The sequence below is a fragment of the Serratia sp. BIGb0234 genome (assembly GCF_024809915.1).
Classification (GTDB): domain Bacteria; phylum Pseudomonadota; class Gammaproteobacteria; order Enterobacterales; family Enterobacteriaceae; genus Serratia; species Serratia liquefaciens.
On sequence record NZ_JANUEI010000002.1, the window covers coordinates 958,262 to 974,041 of the forward strand.

Below are 15,780 nucleotides of genomic sequence, written 5' to 3' on the forward strand. Positions count from 1 at the left end.
TTAATAAGCCGCCAGGTTATTTCCTGGCGGCCAGAAGGGTTATTTCCGCGTTTTCTGATCCACCGCCAAAATAAAGCTGTATTCCAGGGCGCTATTTTCCAGCCGCGTCAGTCGGCCCGATTTTCCGCCGTGCCCGGCCGTCATATCGGTGGCCAGCAGCAGCAGCGAATCGCCCTGTTTAAAGCGACGCAGTTTGGCCACCCATTTTGCCGGCTCCCAATATTGCACCTGCGAATCATACAGGCCGCTGGTCACCAACAGGTTCGGGTACGTCTGCTTGCGTACGTTGTCGTAGGGGCTATAAGACTTCATCAGCTCATAGGCTTCTGGTTGATTTGGGTTGCCCCACTCTTCATATTCACCGACGGTCAGTGGAATGCTGTCGTCGAGCATGGTGGTCAAAACATCCACGAAAGGCACCTGCGCCACCACCGCGTTATACAGCTGCGGCGCCTGATTGATCACCGCGCCCATCAGCAAGCCGCCGGCGCTGCCCCCCATGGCATAGATACGCCCCGGCTGGCCGTAACCCTGTTTGATTAACGCCTGGGTTGCATCGATAAAGTCGCTGAAGGTGTTGGGTTTATGGCTCAGTTTGCCCTGCTGATACCAGTTCTGCCCCAATTCTCCGCCGCCACGCACGTGGATCAGCGCATAAACAAAACCGCGATCCAGTAAACTGATGCGGTTGGCGCTGAAGGCCGGATCCATACTCATGCCATAGGCGCCATAGCCGTACACCAGCAGCGGGCTGAGCCCCGGTTTGAACATCGCACGGTTGTAGACCAGCGAGACGGGTACCTTCACACCGTCACGCGCGCTGATCCACACCCGTTCGCTGTGGTACTGGCTGGGATCAACGCCTTTCACTTCCTGCTGTTTCAACAGGGTACGAGTGCCTTTATCAAGATCCCATTCGTAGGTGCTGGTCGGCGTGGTCATCGCCGAATAGCCGTAGCGCAGGTGCTGATTGTCCGGATCGGGGTTATAGCCCAGCCAGGCCATGTAGCTGGCATCATCGAACGGAATGCTGCGCTGGGTTTTGCCGTCCCAACTGATTTGCCGTAGCTGTACCAGGCCATCGCCACGCTCTTTCACCACCAGCCAGTCGCGGAATAAGGTGAAACCTTCGACCTCGCGCTTTTCCTGCGGTGCAATCAGCGTCTGCCACGGTTTATCGAGCGCCGCGGTGTGATAGAGACCAAAATGCGGGCTTTGGTGATTGGAGCGTAAATAGAACTCGCCGCGATAATGGTCGAGGTAATATTCATGGCCGTTCCGACGGGCGGCAAACAGCACCGGCGCTTTCAGCGGTTGGTTGGCATCGATCAGCCGCGCCTCAGAGGTAGTGTTGCCGCTGATGGTAATAATGAGGTAGTCGCGGGAGGAGGAATGAGCCAGGCTCAGATAAAACGCCGCGTCATCTTCCTGATACACCAGTTTATCGTCCGCGACCGGCGTACCGAACTGATGGCGATAAACCTGATACGGCAACAGGGTTTGCGGATGGTTGCGAATATAAAACAGCGTCTTGCCATCGTTGGCCCACACCATGTCGCCAGAGGTGTTTTCAATCACTTCCGCGGCCCATTTCTCGCTGTCGACATTACGCAACGAAATACGGTACTGCCTGCGCCCCTGATAATCTTCGGCGATCGCCATCCGCTGATTGTCCTGGCTGATCTCCAGACCGCCAACACGGTAATAAGCCTGCCCTGTCGCGCGCTGGTTGGCATCCAGCAACGTTTGCCATGGCGCATCGGCGGTAAGGGCCTGACGCTGGTACAGGGCAAAATCCTTGCCCGCCGCATAGCTTTCCTGATAGCGGTAGCCGTTCAGTTGATAAGGTACCGAGCGATCTTCCGGGCTCATGCGGCCGAGCATTTCCTGGTACAGCGTATCGCGCAGTTTTTTGTACGGCTGCATCATCTGTTCGGTATAACGGTTTTCCGCCGTCAAATAATCCAGCATCTTTTTATTCTGGCGGCTGTCGTCGCGCAACCAATAGTAATCATCTACCCGGGTTTCACCCTGGGCGGTCAACTTTTTCGGGATGATTTCCGCGCTGGGAGCCTGCGGTGCCGCCTGAACGGCCTGGCCCATTAAGCTTAATGAGATCACGACAGAGGTTGCCGCACGCCAACAACGACCCGGCAAAAGTGGATATTTCATAGTCCCTCACGATGGTTTGACATCGGCAACGCCTGCTTTTGTTTCAGCAAACAAAAGGCCGCTGCCGTGGGCATAAACTATTGGACGGCGTGCAACGCCGCCAGATTAAAATCGATGGGCATCGTCACCCGAACCTTGTCCTGCTGAAGCATCTCCACCGGCGGCTGCGGCAAAGGCTGCGCCCGAGTCACCACCGCCAGTGCCTCCCGATCCAGCGAGGCGGTGCCTGACGACGCCTGCAATCTCAAATCAGACACCCGGCCCTGCACATCCACCGTAAAGACCACCTGCGGCATGCCTGTACGGCGGCGGCGCTGTGCATCCGACGGATAGCGTTTGATGCGGTTCAGCAGCCCCTTAACCTGACTTTCCCACGACAGCTTGGCCTGCAGTTGACTGGCGGAATCACTGTTCAGCGGTGCCGCCGCCTGCCGGGCAACATTCAACGCTTTCGGTGCCGCGGCGCTGGAGGCCGCAGCGTGTTTGGTCTCTTTTGCCTGCTCCTCGGGCTTCGGCTGAGTTTTCTGCGGCGGCCGCTGTTCAGTTCGCTTCTTTTCGGCCACGGCAATCTTGGTTTTTTCAGCCCGTGCCAGCTTTGGTAAGTCGGGTTGTTCTTGCTGTTCAGCCGGTTGTGCAGCAGACGACTGCGCCTGCTGTACGCCTAGCGGTAAGGGTTTGGGACTTTCCGGCGCTTCAATCTGCGCGGCCCAGCTCATCATTACCGCCGGAGGCGGCAATTGCATCGGCGGCAGCGAGCGTGGCGGCCAGTAAAACAACAGTACCAGCGCCACATGTGCCGCGATAGCGCACAAAAAACCGCGCGCCCAGCGCGGTTGCGGCATCGCAGGGGCCGAAAAAGAGAAAGACTGACTTAGCATAGGGACATTAGATTACTTAATTGCGAATGATTGCAGATCACATTTGCTAATGATAATCATTTGTAATTATTATTAACAGTCCTTTTCACTGCCTTAACAGATTCATTTTACGGCCGGGGTGATCCACAGGTAATCGGCCACCTGTTTGTCGACCTGCACCCCGGGTTCCGCCAGCATCAGTACCGTTGGCAACGCAGCCGGTTGCAAATCCTGCACGTGCAGTGGCACTCCTACGGATTTGGCGGCATGGTAGCCACCGGCAATCAACAGCGCGGGAGTGGGCGCGGCCAGCAGGCGTTCGGCCATGCGGCGGTCACGCTGCTGTTGGATCGCCAGCATCGCATGCAATTGTTGAGGTTCAATCTTGCCGCCGTGCGAAGTGCGGATAGTTTCCTCCAGCGCTTTCTGCACCACCGGACGCACCGACAGTTGGCCCTGCGGGAAACTTGGCTGCTGATAAAAAGCCATGATTTCATCGCGATCCAGATTAGCCGACCACAGCGGATAGGGTGCACGCATCGCCGCCATTACCACATCGCCGTACAGCGACCATTTCCATCCCGACTGCCAGCCGATCAACTCCGCTACGCGTCCGTCGCGAACGCTGGGGTCCCCCTGCAGCCACTGTTTCACCTGGTTAACCTTGTCTTGCTGATTCGGGTTAATCATTTCCATCAGCACGCTACCCTGGGGACGCTGCTGCGGTAGGTTTTGCACCAGCCACAGCTCAATCTGATGGTGATAGGGGTTATCGTGTTTTTCGCCGACAATGACCCGCGGTTGAGCGGCCAAACGGGCCAGAAGCTGGTCAGGTGACAGGCTTTCTCCACTGCGCAAATCCGTAATTTTGCCCAAACTATCAAGGGTAGTTTTTGGCGAGGAAACCGGGGTTTGGCTACAGGCGGCGAGCGCCAGCGCGGCCAATAAAATCAAAAGTCTCATGATGCTGCCCTGTCATAAAAAGTGGCGACATTATAGATAATAATTATCATTTGCATATAGACAACCCCCTTTCCTGCGACATCGATAACTATTTTTTTACTTTTGGATCCCTGACTACGCATTGATTTCATGAAGTATTGCGGGTATAACCAATAGCCATTTAGCAGCTTAGACGTCTATACGGGTAAAATACCATGCATTCACCTGTCCCCGCCGAAGGGCAATTCAAACGCACCATGAAGGCCCGGCACCTGGTGATGCTGTCGCTGGGTGGCGTGATCGGTACCGGGCTGTTTTTCAACACCGGCTATATCATTTCCACCACCGGCGCCCTGGGTACCCTGCTGGCCTATCTGATTGGCGCACTGGTGGTCTATCTGGTCATGCTGTGCCTGGGCGAGCTTTCCGTGGCGATGCCGGAAACCGGCGCCTTCCACGTTTACGCCTCCCGCTATCTTGGTCCGGCGACCGGTTATACCGTGGCCTGGCTCTATTGGCTCACCTGGACCGTCGCACTCGGTTCCAGCCTGACCGCCGCCGGTTTCTGCATGCAGTATTGGTTCCCACAGTCGCCGGTTTGGCTGTGGTGTTTGATTTTCTGCGCGGCCATTTTCCTGCTCAACGTAGTCACCACTCGCTTCTTCGCGGAGAGCGAATTCTGGTTCTCGTTGATCAAGGTGATCACTATTTTGGCGTTTATCATCCTCGGCGGAGCAGCCATGTTTGGCCTGCTGCCGATGAAAGACGGCACTCCGGCTCCCTTTCTGCATAACCTGACCGCCTCCGGCTGGCTGCCCAACGGCACCCTGCCGATCCTGATGACGATGGTGGCGGTCAACTTCGCTTTCTCCGGCACGGAGCTTATCGGCATTGCCGCAGGCGAAACCGAAAATCCGGAAAAGGTGGTGCCCTGGGCGATACGCACCACGGTGATCCGCCTGATGCTGTTCTTTGTCGGCACGGTGTTTATTCTGGCTGCGCTGATCCCGATGGATCAGGCCGGGATTGTCAAAAGCCCGTTTGTGTTGGTGTTTGAACGCATCGGCGTGCCCTATGCCGCCGATATTTTTAATTTCGTCATCCTGACCGCCATCCTGTCTGCCGCCAACTCAGGCCTGTACGCTTCGGGCCGCATGCTGTGGTCGCTGGCCAACCAGCGCACCCTGCCGGCCTATTTTTCTCGCGTCAATAAACGTGGCATTCCGATCAATGCGCTGACCTTCAGCATGCTTGGCGGCGTACTGGCGCTGTTAACCAGCGTGATTGCGCCGGACACGGTGTTTGTCGCCCTGTCGGCCATTTCCGGCTTTGCCGTGGTGGCAGTTTGGTTGAGCATCTGCGCCTCACACTACGCTTTCCGCCGCCACTATCTGCGCAGCGGCCAGCCGATCGCCGGCCTGAAGTACCGCGCGCCGGGCTATCCGTTAACGCCGATCGTCGGTTTTTCCCTGTGCCTGCTGGCCTGTATCGGACTGGCGTTCGATCCGGAGCAGCGCATCGCGCTTTACTGCGGGCTGCCGTTCGTCGCACTGTGCTACGCCGCCTATTATCTGACCCGCCGCAGCGGACAAAAAACATCTTTGGGAGAAAATCATGTCGGTTAACAACCCCGTCGCCACGCTGTTGGCCACCCACAACACGCTGATCCTTGACGGCGCACTGGCGACCGAACTGGAGGCTCGCGGCTGTGACCTCAGTGATCCCCTGTGGTCGGCCAAGGTGCTGATCGAAAACCCCGAGCTGATTTATCAGGTTCATCTCGACTATTTCAACGCGGGGGCGCAGTGCGCCATCACCGCCAGCTATCAGGCCACGCCGCAGGGATTTTTGCGCCGGGGGCTGGATCACGAGCAGTCACTGGCGCTGATCGCCAAAAGCGTGCACCTGGCGCAACAGGCGCGCAGCGACTATCTGGCTCAGCACCCGCAGGCAACCCCCTTGCCGATCGCCGGCTCGGTCGGCCCCTATGGCGCTTATCTGGCCGACGGCTCTGAATATCGCGGCGATTACGCATTACCGCAGGAAGAAATGATCGCCTTCCACCGCCCACGCATCCGTGCGTTGGCCGAGGCCGGCGTAGATCTGTTGGCCTGTGAAACCCTGCCCTCGTTCAGTGAGCTGCAGGCGTTGCTCACGCTGTTGCAAGAATTCCCGACGCTCGGCGCCTGGTTCGCCTTCACCCTGCGCGACAGCCAACACCTCAGCGACGGCACGCCGCTGACGCAGGTGCTGGCATCGCTGCACGGCAATCCGCAGGCGTTGGCGATTGGCATCAACTGCATTGCGCTGGAAAATGTGGCCCCGGCGCTGCGCCAATTTGCCGTGCTGACCGATAAACCGCTGTTGGTCTATCCTAACTCCGGCGAACATTACGACGCGGTGAGCAAAACCTGGCACGCCTGCGGCGGCGAGCACGGCAGCCTGATTGATCAGGTAGGAGAATGGCAACGCATCGGCGCACGGCTGATCGGCGGCTGCTGCCGGACTACGCCAAAGGATATTCGCCAGATCGCGGCACTCTGCAAGGCATAAAAAAGCCCCCTGCGCCAAGGCGTCAGGGGGCGGTTTAATGCCGAAGGCTTATAACGGTGCGGTCTGCGCTTCCACAACCGCCAGCGCCACCATGTTGACGATGCGGCGCACCGAGGCGATTGGCGTCAGGATGTGTACCGGTTTCGCTACTCCCATCAGCACCGGCCCCACGGTAACCCCTTCCGAAGACGACACACGCAGCAGGTTGTAGCTGATACGCGCCGCTTCCATGTTCGGCATAATCAGCACGTTGGCCGAGCCTTTCAGCGGGCTGTCCGGCATCAGATCATTACGAATGCTCTCAACCAACGCGGCATCGCCGTGCATCTCGCCGTCGATTTCCAGCTCCGGTGCCATCTGATTCACCAACTCGAGCGTTTTACGCATCTTGCAGGCTGCCGGGTTATCGGAAGAACCAAAGCTGGAATGGGACAGCAACGCGACCTTCGGCTCAATGCCGAAACGACGCACGGTTTCCGCCGCCATCAGGGTGATTTCCGCCAGTTGCTCCGGCGTCGGATCGTCATTGACATAGGTGTCAGCGATAAAGGTGTTGCCGCTTGGCAGCAGCAGCGCATTCATCGCCCCGGCGACATGGGCGCCCTCACGGAAGCCAAATACTTTTTCAACCACGTCGTAATGCTCGTGATAGCTGCCGATGGTGCCGCAGATCATCGCATCCGCCTCGCCACGATGCAGCATGATGGCGGCAATCAGCGTCGGGTTGCCGATCACCGCACGGCGCGCCTGTTCCTGCGAAACGCCGCGGCGTTTCATGATCTGGTAGTACTCGCCCCAGTATTCATTGAAACGCGGATCGGACTCGTTGTTCACCACTTCAAAGTCTTTACCCGGCGTCAGCTGCAGACCGAGTTTTTTCAGCCGCATTTCGATCACGCTCGGGCGCCCCACCAGAATCGGATAGGCCAAGCCTTGCGACACCAGTTCCTGAGTGGCGTGCAGTACCCTTTCTTCTTCGCCTTCCGCCATCACCACCCGCTTCATTTCCTTCTTCGCCTGGGCAAAGATCGGTTTCATGAACAGGTTGGTTTTGTAAACGAATTCAGACAGCTTTTCGACATAGGCATCAAAGTCTTCGATCGGCCGCGTCGCCACGCCAGACTCCATCGCCGCCTTGGCCACTGCCGGAGCGATTTTAACAATCAGGCGCGGATCGAAAGGTTTGGGAATGATGTATTCAGGGCCAAATGACAGATCCTGATCACCATAGGCCGACGCCACCACGTCGCTTTGCTCTGCCAGCGCCAGATCGGCAATCGCATGTACGCAGGCCAGCTTCATCTCTTCGTTAATGGTGGTCGCCCCCACGTCCAGCGCACCGCGGAAGATGAACGGGAAGCACAGCACGTTGTTTACCTGGTTCGGGTAATCGGAGCGGCCGGTACAGATAATGGCGTCCGGGCGCACGGCTTTCGCCAGCGGCGGCAGGATTTCCGGTTCTGGGTTGGCCAGCGCCATGATCAACGGATCCCTGGCCATGGTTTTCACCATATCCTGAGTCAAGACACCCGGGCCGGAACAACCGAGGAAGATGTCGGCGTTAGGGATAGCGTCACCCAGCGTACGCTGGCCGTTATCTTCAATCGCATAAGCCGCCTTGGTCTGCTCCATATTGGCGTCACGGCCTTTGTAGATCACCCCTTTGGAGTCGCAGACGGTAATGTTCTGCTGGCGCAGCCCCAGGGCCACCAGCAGGTTCAGACAGGCGATCGACGCGGCGCCGGCTCCGGAAACCACCAGCCGCACGTCGGAAATATTCTTTTTCACTACCCGCAGGCCGTTCAACACTGCGGCGGTCGTGATGATCGCGGTACCGTGCTGATCGTCGTGGAACACCGGGATCTTCATGCGCTCGCGCAGTTTCTGCTCGATGTAGAAACACTCCGGCGCTTTGATGTCTTCCAGATTAATGCCGCCGAAAGTCGGCTCCAGCGCGGCGATGATGTCGATCAGCTTGTCAGGGTTTAGCTCATCGACTTCGATATCAAACACGTCGATACCGGAAAATTTCTTGAACAGGACGCCCTTCCCTTCCATCACTGGTTTACCGGCCAGCGCACCGATATTGCCCAGGCCCAGCACGGCCGTGCCGTTGGAAATGACCGCCACCAGGTTGCCACGCGCGGTATATTTGTAGGCCGCCAGCGGATCGGCAGCAATTTCCAGACAAGGTGCCGCGACGCCCGGCGAATAGGCCAGCGCCAGATCGCGTTGCGTTGCCAGCGGCTTGGTGGGGGATACCTGGATCTTCCCTGGGACCGGATATTGGTGGAAATCAAGCGCACTCTGTTTGAGCTGTTCGTCCATTGTAGGTTCCTATGCTTTTTGCTTTTATGTTGAGGTAAGGCTATTAAGCTGTGTCCTGCCATTGTTCGTGCCAGCGTCGCAGACCCAAAAGCCCGTAATCAAGGCGGAGGATGCTGGACATAGCGTGCCTATGTTCAAACCCGACAACGCTAAGTACGGTTTTTTGGGGCGCGGCCCGAAGGGCTGGCGCTCACGTACAATGGCAGGACGCAGCCTTGTAGTATAGTGAGAGAAACGTCACAAACTTTGAAGCGGGCCAAAACCTTGATCGAAATAGTTTTATAAAAGTAAAAAAAGAAGTACCACAGGACGAAGAAGAAAAACACTGCCATCAGTGCGCTGGCAGTTGGGCGCGCCAGGCATTCAGCGTGGCCACCCGGCCTGCGCAGATTTGTAACGAGGTTTGTAGCGCCAGGGTATAACTCAGCGCATCGCCCCAGGTATTGCCCAGCAGCTGCGGCTGCTCGCACGGAATAAACACCGTTTCAGGGGGCAACAGTACCACCGGCACTGCCGGCTGCGGCGGTTGGGCGCAGGAGCTCAATAACAGCGCCAGGCATAGGCTGCCCAGCGCAGGCGTCATTTTTAATCGCTTCAAGGTATTTCCTCTGATAAACATCGCTTTGCTGCCGCAGCAGTTGCTCCTGTTGCTGCTGAGCCGCCATCAGCGCACGATTCTGTGCATCCTGAGTTTGCAGCGTGGCAATCAACCCCGCCTGCTGCGCCAGGGTCTTTTGCTGCTCTAACGCCTGCTGCCGCGCCAGCTCCAACCGGTGCGACAACAGCGAGCTGTAGCCGCCAAGGCAGATGGCTACCAACAACAACAGCAGCAATCCGCCCTGCGCCAGCCTGCTCAGCCAACCGCTCATGCCGGGTAATCCTTAAAGGAAAGCTGGAAGTGCGGCCCGTCCTTCAGCGTCTTCCATTCCCCGCCCCACTCAACGGCAACCGCACACTCTCGCGCTGCACGACGGACCGCCACCGCGATTTGCGCATAATAGTCCCACTCCCAGGACACCACGCCTGCCGGCATAGCCACCACGTCCACCGCGTGGCCGGTCAAATGGCGGCTTTTCAGCGTCTGGCTTTGCCCACCCCGCACCAGGTCACGCTGACGCGCCATGCTGCGGCGCCCTTCGGTGATGGAAAAAGGCACCAGCGAATAATGCAGCGCCAGCCGCATCACCCGCACCAGATCCGGATGCACGTCCATTAAATTGGTCTCGCTGCGTGCGGTAAAACGAATGTCTTCAATTTCATTTGTCATCTTTAAACCCCGTTTTTTTGCCAATAAATCTTTTAATTAATGCGCTGATATAATCAGCCCCAAGAAAACCAATCAGCACGCTGGCAAGGTTCGCCCACTTTAATTCCAGCCCGGTCAGCGCCAAGGCGTCGCGCACCGTCCAGGCCAATAACGCGCACATGCCTGCATTTAATAAACGGCGCCGCATACCGACATTGCGATAAGCCCCGTGCAATAGCGCCATGAGCCCTGCCAAAATGGCATTCATCACCGGCTGAAGATATTCACATGCTCGCTGGATAATTAAGCCAACAGCGTCTGGCTCTAAGCTGGACATAGCTACACTCCTATTTTATTTTAATTAAACGCCAATCACGGCCGGTGGAATATCGGTACCATCAGAATCTAGTTAAGGATGCTATAACAAAGCAAATGAATAAATACAGCCTCTAAAGTCAAATTCATTCATGCTCACCCATGGCACAACACCACCCTGCCAAATAACTTGGCAAGCCGATAAAAAATTCATCTTTATTGTGATTTATTTCGACTTCTCTTTATCCGATAAATAAACATTAATAGCGGCGGGAGATTCACTCTCAATGACAAAAACCTTAACTCTGGAGAAATACCATGTCAGAACGTAAAGCCGTTATTGGTTATTATTTCATTCCTACTAACCAAATTAATCACTATACCGAGTCCGATACTTCAATCGTACCTTTCCCGGTGTCCAATATTACACCGGCTAAGGCCAGGCAACTGACCCACATTAATTTCTCGTTCCTCGACATTAACAGCAATCTGGAGTGCGCCTGGGATCCGGAAACCAATGACGCCAAGGCGCGTGATGTGGTTAGCCGTTTGACTGCGCTGAAGGCGCATAACCCGAATCTGCGCATCATGTTCTCTATCGGCGGCTGGTATTACTCCAACGATCTGGGGGTGTCCCATGCCAACTATGTCAACGCGGTCAAAACCCCGGCGGCACGCACCAAATTTGCGCAATCCTGCGTCCGCATCATGAAAGATTATGGCTTTGACGGCGTAGACATTGACTGGGAATACCCGCAGAGCAGCGAGGTCGACGGTTTTGTCGCCGCGCTGCAGGAAATCCGCACCCTGCTCAATCAGCAAACCCAGGCCGACGGCCGTCAGGCGCTGCCTTACCAACTGACCATCGCCGGTGCAGGTGGCGCGTTCTTCCTGTCTCGCTACTACAGCAAGCTGCCGCAGATCGTCGCCTCACTCGATTACATCAACCTGATGACCTACGATCTGGCCGGCCCATGGGAAAAAATCACCAACCACCAGGCAGGCTTGTTCGGCGACAGCGCCGGGCCAACCTTCTATAACGCGCTGCGTGAAGCCAATCTCGGCTGGAGTTGGGAAGAGCTGACTCGCGCCTTCCCCAGCCCGTTCAGCCTGACGGTAGACGCCGCCGTACAGCAACATCTGATGCTGGAAGGCGTGCCGAGCAGCAAGATCGTCATGGGCGTGCCGTTCTACGGCCGGGCGTTCAAAGGCGTCAGCGCCACTAACGGCGGCCAGTACAGCAGCCACAGCACGCCGGGGGAAGATCCCTTCCCTGGCACCGATTACTGGTTGGTCGGCTGTGAAGAGTGCGTCCGCGACAAGGATCCCCGCATCGCCTCTTACCGCCAGCTGGAGCAAATGCTGTTGGGCAACTACGGCTATCAGCGCCTGTGGAACGATAAAACCAAAACGCCGTATCTGTACCACGCGGCCAATGGCCTGTTCGTCACCTATGACGATGCCGAAAGCTTCAAGTACAAGGCGAAGTACATCAAACAGCAGCAGTTGGGCGGCGTGATGTTCTGGCACCTGGGCCAGGACAACCGCAATGGCGATCTGTTGGCCTCACTCGACCGTTACTTCAACGCACCGGACTATGACGACAGCCAGTTGGATATGGGCACCGGCTTGCGCTATACCGGCGTTGGCCCAGGTAATCTGCCAATCATGAGCGCCCCGGCCTACGTTGCCGGTACCACCTATAACCAAGGAGCATTGGTGTCGTATCAGGGCTATGTCTGGCAGGCCAAGTGGGGCTATATCACTGCCGTGCCGGGTTCCGATACCGCCTGGCTGAAAGTGGGTCGAGTGGCGTAACGGTCAGCGACGACATAAAAAAACCCCGGGGCTGATGGCGACGGGGTTATAGGCTGCGTCCCACCATTGCACATGACGCCGTCGCAGACCCAAAAGCCCGTAATCAAGGCGGAGGGTGCTGGGCATAGCGGGCCTACGTTCAAGCCCGACAACGCAGAGTACGGGCTTTTGGGGCGCGACCCGAAGGGCTGGGGCCATTTGAACGCGCACCTGTGTTACGAGCCGCTTATTTGGCCTGCCAAACCTCACGACTCGCGCCTTGCTGCGCGTCCAAATGACCGCCAGCGGCGCCCACGTGCAATGGTGGGACGCAGCCTGCAAATTAAACGTTTAATTTTCGCATCCCTTCGTGGTCACTCCCTCAGTTGTTACACCAAGGATAACCCCCATCACGTATTACTTCCCGCCCCAGCAGACTGAAGACGTCGCTCTTGCGCGTCAGCCGCTCATGCCACCAGCTAAAACCGGCCCCTTTGCTGGCCGGATGCCAGGCCAGCCAAATCATTTCATCGCCTTTTTGCATATCGACCGGTACCGTCACCAACTCGCCGCTGGCCAGCTCTTTTTCTATCAGCGCCGGCGGCAAGAAGCCGTGCCCAATACCCCGCTTCAACAGCGCCAATTTGCTCTCGACGTCGCATACCATCAGTTGGCGCTGCAACGGCATGGCACCGTGGTTACGCTTGGGCAGCTCGTGGCTGCTGTCGGCAATGCCCACCACGATATCGTTCAGCCGCTGGTTTTTATCCACCGGCTTTTTCTGCGCCGCAAAGGGATGAGAAGGAGAAACGCACAGCACAAAATTCAGCTTGCCGAGCATCAGCGTCTTGGCCTGCACGCTGTCCGGGATCTGGCCGATGGCAATAATCAAATCCGCCCGGTTGTTCTTCAACGCATCCCAGGTGCCATTCAGCGCTTCACGCTGCACGGATATGTTGGCGTTTGGGCTGTGCTGGATATAGTCGCGGATATCCTGGGTGAGCGTTTCCAGCGGAAAGAAATTATCAACCACGATGCGGATATTATTATCGAACTTTGGGATGTTTCTTACCCTACTCTCCAGATCCTGTACCGCATTTAAAATCCAGCCACCTTCCTGCAATAAGAATTCCCCTTCATCTGTCAGGGTGATCATCGGCCCATTACGATGAAAAAGTTTCACGCAGAGTTTACTTTCTATATTGGAAACCCGGTAAGATATTGCCGAAGGGGTTTTATGCAACGCCTCCGCCGCCATTGAGAAAGAGCCGGTACTTTTGATGGTGCTGATTATTTTAATCGCATCCAGGGATAATCTAGTCATACAAATTCCTCTTTGACATAAAATAAGAAAAAAATGACACTAAATTCCCAAGTGGTTGGCGCGTAAAAGTCGTTCAAGTCACACAAGAGTAAGCAAAACCACAAGCAATATACTCTATATTGCAGCACGTCATCTGAAAGACTATTCATCAACACTTTAAATAAAATTCATCATGACGCCGTTTTTTTAGACAGCAGTGTTTAAATAAATTCAATCAAGAAATAAAAGACAATCATCATAATAATTTTAGTTAATAGCCTATAAAACATTCCACCCTGACAGCTGAGTCTAAGGGTAAAAATAAAACAAGCCGCCAAGAATGATGTTTTTAATTTTTTAATAACCTCTCTTTTTGTCGGTGAAAATAAACCCAACTTACAATACAACTTCAGTCAGGAGTGACTTATGAACAATACTTCCCGTACCCTTATGTCCCTTGGCCTGCTGAGCGCCGCGTTGTTCGGCGTATCACAACAGGCCGCCGCCCACGGTTACGTCGAAACGCCGGCCAGCCGCTCCTATCAGTGCAAACTGCAGCTCAATACCCAATGCGGCAGTGTGCAATACGAACCACAGAGCGTTGAAGGCTTGAAAGGCTTCCCACAGGCGGGTCCGGCTGACGGGCATATCGCCAGCGCCGACAAATCCACCTTCTTCGAACTGGATCAGCAAACGCCAACCCGTTGGAACAAGATCAATCTGCACACCGGCGCCAACTCCTTCACCTGGAGACTGACCGCTCGCCACAGCACCACCAGTTGGCGTTATTTCATTACCAAGCCGAACTGGGATGCGTCACAGCCACTGACCCGTGCGTCCTTTGACCTGACGCCGTTCTGTCAACAGAACGACGGCGGTGCGATTCCAGCCGCGCAGGTCACCCACCAGTGCAACATACCTGCAGACCGCAGCGGTTCGCACGTCATCCTCGCCGTGTGGGATGTAGCAGATACGACCAATGCCTTCTATCAGGCGATTGACGTTAACTTGACCAAATAATAAGGAAGCGAAATACCACAGGGTTCAGCCGGGTGCTGAACCCTTTTTTATTGCGAGTGCGCTATGCCACATCTTTTTCCCCTCGGTCAGCCCATACTGACACCGCCTTCGCAGGTGAGGTAAGCGGCTGCAAAACCGCGCCCTACCTGGCTCGTTTCGGGATCCATTGTTCTTATCCATCGCAACAATCAGAAAAAGCGCATTTTAATCATCGGGCTTCTGATGCAGTGTGTTCAGCCTACGATGAAAAACGTTCTCATTTCCCTACATTGACGTTTGGTCAAGGAGCTTATTAATGAACCAATTAGACGCACTCAAGCAGCTCACCACGGTGGTAGCCGACAGCGGCGATATCGAATCCATCCGCCAGTTCGAACCGCAGGATGCCACCACTAACCCTTCATTGATTCTGAAAGCCGCTGCGCTGCCTCAATATAAGCCACTGATCATCGAAGCTCTGAACTATGCCCGCCAGCAAGGTGGCAATAAAGAAACCCAACTGATCAACGCCAGCGACAAACTGGCGGTGAACATCGGCGTCGAAATTCTCAAAAGCGTGCCGGGCCGCATTTCCACCGAAGTGGACGCACGCCTGTCCTTCGATCGCGGCATGTGCGTGGCCAAGGCGCGTAAGTTGATCGGCATGTATCAGGAACAGGGTATTGATAAGTCGCGTATTCTGATCAAGCTGGCCTCCACCTGGGAAGGCATCAAAGCCGCCGAAGAACTGGAAAAAGAAGGCATCAACACCAACCTGACGCTGCTGTTCTCTTTTGCCCAGGCCCGCGCCTGTGCCGAAGCCGGCGTGTTCCTGATTTCCCCGTTCGTGGGGCGTATCTATGACTGGTATCAGGCCAAACAGCCTGCTGCAGACTATGACGCCGAGCAGGATCCGGGCGTCAAATCGGTGCGCAACATTTATGAATACTACAAACAGCACCGCTATCAGACCGTGATTATGGGTGCCAGCTTCCGTAAGGTAGAGCAGATCCTGGCTTTGGCCGGTTGCGATCGTCTGACTATTGCGCCGAACCTGCTGGAGCAGCTCAAACAAAGCGAGCAACCGGTAGAACGCAAACTGACGCCATCCACCGAAGCCTTCCACCAACCTGCCCCGCTGGCCGAAGCCGAATTCCGCTGGCTGCATAATCAGGACGCCATGGCCGTTGAAAAACTGGCCGAAGGTATTCGTCTGTTCGCCGTTGACCAGCAAAAGCTGGAAGACATGCTGTCCGCTGAACTGTAAT

General features: G+C 55.9%; 14 protein-coding genes. 5 read left to right on the forward strand and 9 right to left on the reverse strand.

The annotated features are described in order from the left end of the window. Window positions 1-39: 39 nt before the first annotated feature. The 3 genes from M2407_RS11505 to M2407_RS11515 all read right to left on the reverse strand — a co-directional run bounded on the left by M2407_RS11505 (window position 40) and on the right by M2407_RS11515 (window position 3,992). A complete protein-coding gene (locus M2407_RS11505) occupies window positions 40-2,172 on the reverse strand; it encodes a S9 family peptidase (RefSeq protein WP_259218116.1) in 2,133 nt (710 codons plus the stop codon). 77 nt (window positions 2,173-2,249) lie between these two features. After that, window positions 2,250-3,050, reverse strand: a complete 801-nt coding sequence (locus tag M2407_RS11510) for an energy transducer TonB (protein ID WP_259218117.1) — start codon at window positions 3,048-3,050, stop codon at window positions 2,250-2,252. A 102-nt stretch (window positions 3,051-3,152) separates the two neighbouring features. After that, window positions 3,153-3,992 carry a ChaN family lipoprotein gene (locus tag M2407_RS11515; RefSeq protein WP_048760987.1) on the reverse strand — a complete coding sequence of 280 codons (840 nt, stop codon included), beginning with the start codon at window positions 3,990-3,992 and terminating at the stop codon, window positions 3,153-3,155. A 194-nt stretch (window positions 3,993-4,186) separates the two neighbouring features. Between M2407_RS11515 and mmuP the strand changes: the two genes are divergently transcribed. Both mmuP and mmuM read left to right on the forward strand, forming a co-directional pair. Continuing rightward, complete coding sequence (mmuP, locus tag M2407_RS11520) at window positions 4,187-5,596, forward strand: S-methylmethionine permease (RefSeq protein ID WP_020828013.1); 1,410 nt, start codon at window positions 4,187-4,189, stop codon at window positions 5,594-5,596. Beyond that, window positions 5,586-6,524, forward strand: a complete 939-nt coding sequence (gene mmuM, locus M2407_RS11525) for a homocysteine S-methyltransferase (protein WP_259218120.1) — start codon at window positions 5,586-5,588, stop codon at window positions 6,522-6,524. Before mmuP ends, mmuM begins: the two co-directional genes overlap by 11 nt. Before the next feature lie 48 nt (window positions 6,525-6,572). Here the strand turns inward: mmuM and maeB are convergent, their stop codons facing one another. From maeB to M2407_RS11550, 5 genes are all read right to left on the reverse strand, one after another. Then, window positions 6,573-8,852 (reverse strand): NADP-dependent oxaloacetate-decarboxylating malate dehydrogenase, encoded by a 2,280-nt coding sequence (maeB, locus tag M2407_RS11530; protein ID WP_259218122.1) that lies wholly within the window; start codon window positions 8,850-8,852, stop codon window positions 6,573-6,575. Window positions 8,853-9,183: 331 nt separating this feature from the next. After that, the gene (locus tag M2407_RS11535) at window positions 9,184-9,348 is read right to left on the reverse strand and encodes a hypothetical protein (protein ID WP_162302858.1); all 165 of its coding nucleotides are present in this window, start codon (window positions 9,346-9,348) and stop codon (window positions 9,184-9,186) included. After that, window positions 9,338-9,721 (reverse strand): hypothetical protein, encoded by a 384-nt coding sequence (locus M2407_RS11540; RefSeq protein WP_259218123.1) that lies wholly within the window; start codon window positions 9,719-9,721, stop codon window positions 9,338-9,340. Before M2407_RS11540 ends, M2407_RS11535 begins: the two co-directional genes overlap by 11 nt. Beyond that, a complete protein-coding gene (locus M2407_RS11545; RefSeq protein WP_259218124.1) occupies window positions 9,718-10,119 on the reverse strand; it encodes a M15 family metallopeptidase in 402 nt (133 codons plus the stop codon). Before M2407_RS11545 ends, M2407_RS11540 begins: the two co-directional genes overlap by 4 nt. Continuing rightward, entirely contained in the window at window positions 10,109-10,435 is a 327-nt protein-coding gene (locus tag M2407_RS11550; RefSeq protein ID WP_020828020.1) for a phage holin, lambda family, read from the reverse strand. Before M2407_RS11550 ends, M2407_RS11545 begins: the two co-directional genes overlap by 11 nt. Before the next feature lie 296 nt (window positions 10,436-10,731). On the opposite strand from M2407_RS11550, the gene M2407_RS11555 reads away from it, so the two are divergent. Next, a complete protein-coding gene (locus M2407_RS11555; RefSeq protein ID WP_115058347.1) occupies window positions 10,732-12,231 on the forward strand; it encodes a glycosyl hydrolase family 18 protein in 1,500 nt (499 codons plus the stop codon). Between the two features lie 361 nt (window positions 12,232-12,592). Here M2407_RS11555 and M2407_RS11560 read toward each other — a convergent pair whose 3' ends face one another. Beyond that, the gene (locus M2407_RS11560; RefSeq protein ID WP_020828022.1) at window positions 12,593-13,534 is read right to left on the reverse strand and encodes a LysR family transcriptional regulator; all 942 of its coding nucleotides are present in this window, start codon (window positions 13,532-13,534) and stop codon (window positions 12,593-12,595) included. A gap of 405 nt (window positions 13,535-13,939) precedes the next feature. Here M2407_RS11560 and M2407_RS11565 point away from each other — a divergent pair, with 405 nt between their 5' ends. After that, entirely contained in the window at window positions 13,940-14,533 is a 594-nt protein-coding gene (locus tag M2407_RS11565; RefSeq protein WP_020828023.1) for a lytic polysaccharide monooxygenase, read from the forward strand. 295 nt (window positions 14,534-14,828) lie between these two features. Beyond that, on the forward strand, window positions 14,829-15,779 hold the full coding sequence (gene tal / locus M2407_RS11570; RefSeq protein ID WP_046372969.1) for a transaldolase: 951 nt from the start codon (window positions 14,829-14,831) through the stop codon (window positions 15,777-15,779). The last annotated feature ends 1 nt before the right edge of the window (window position 15,780 follow it).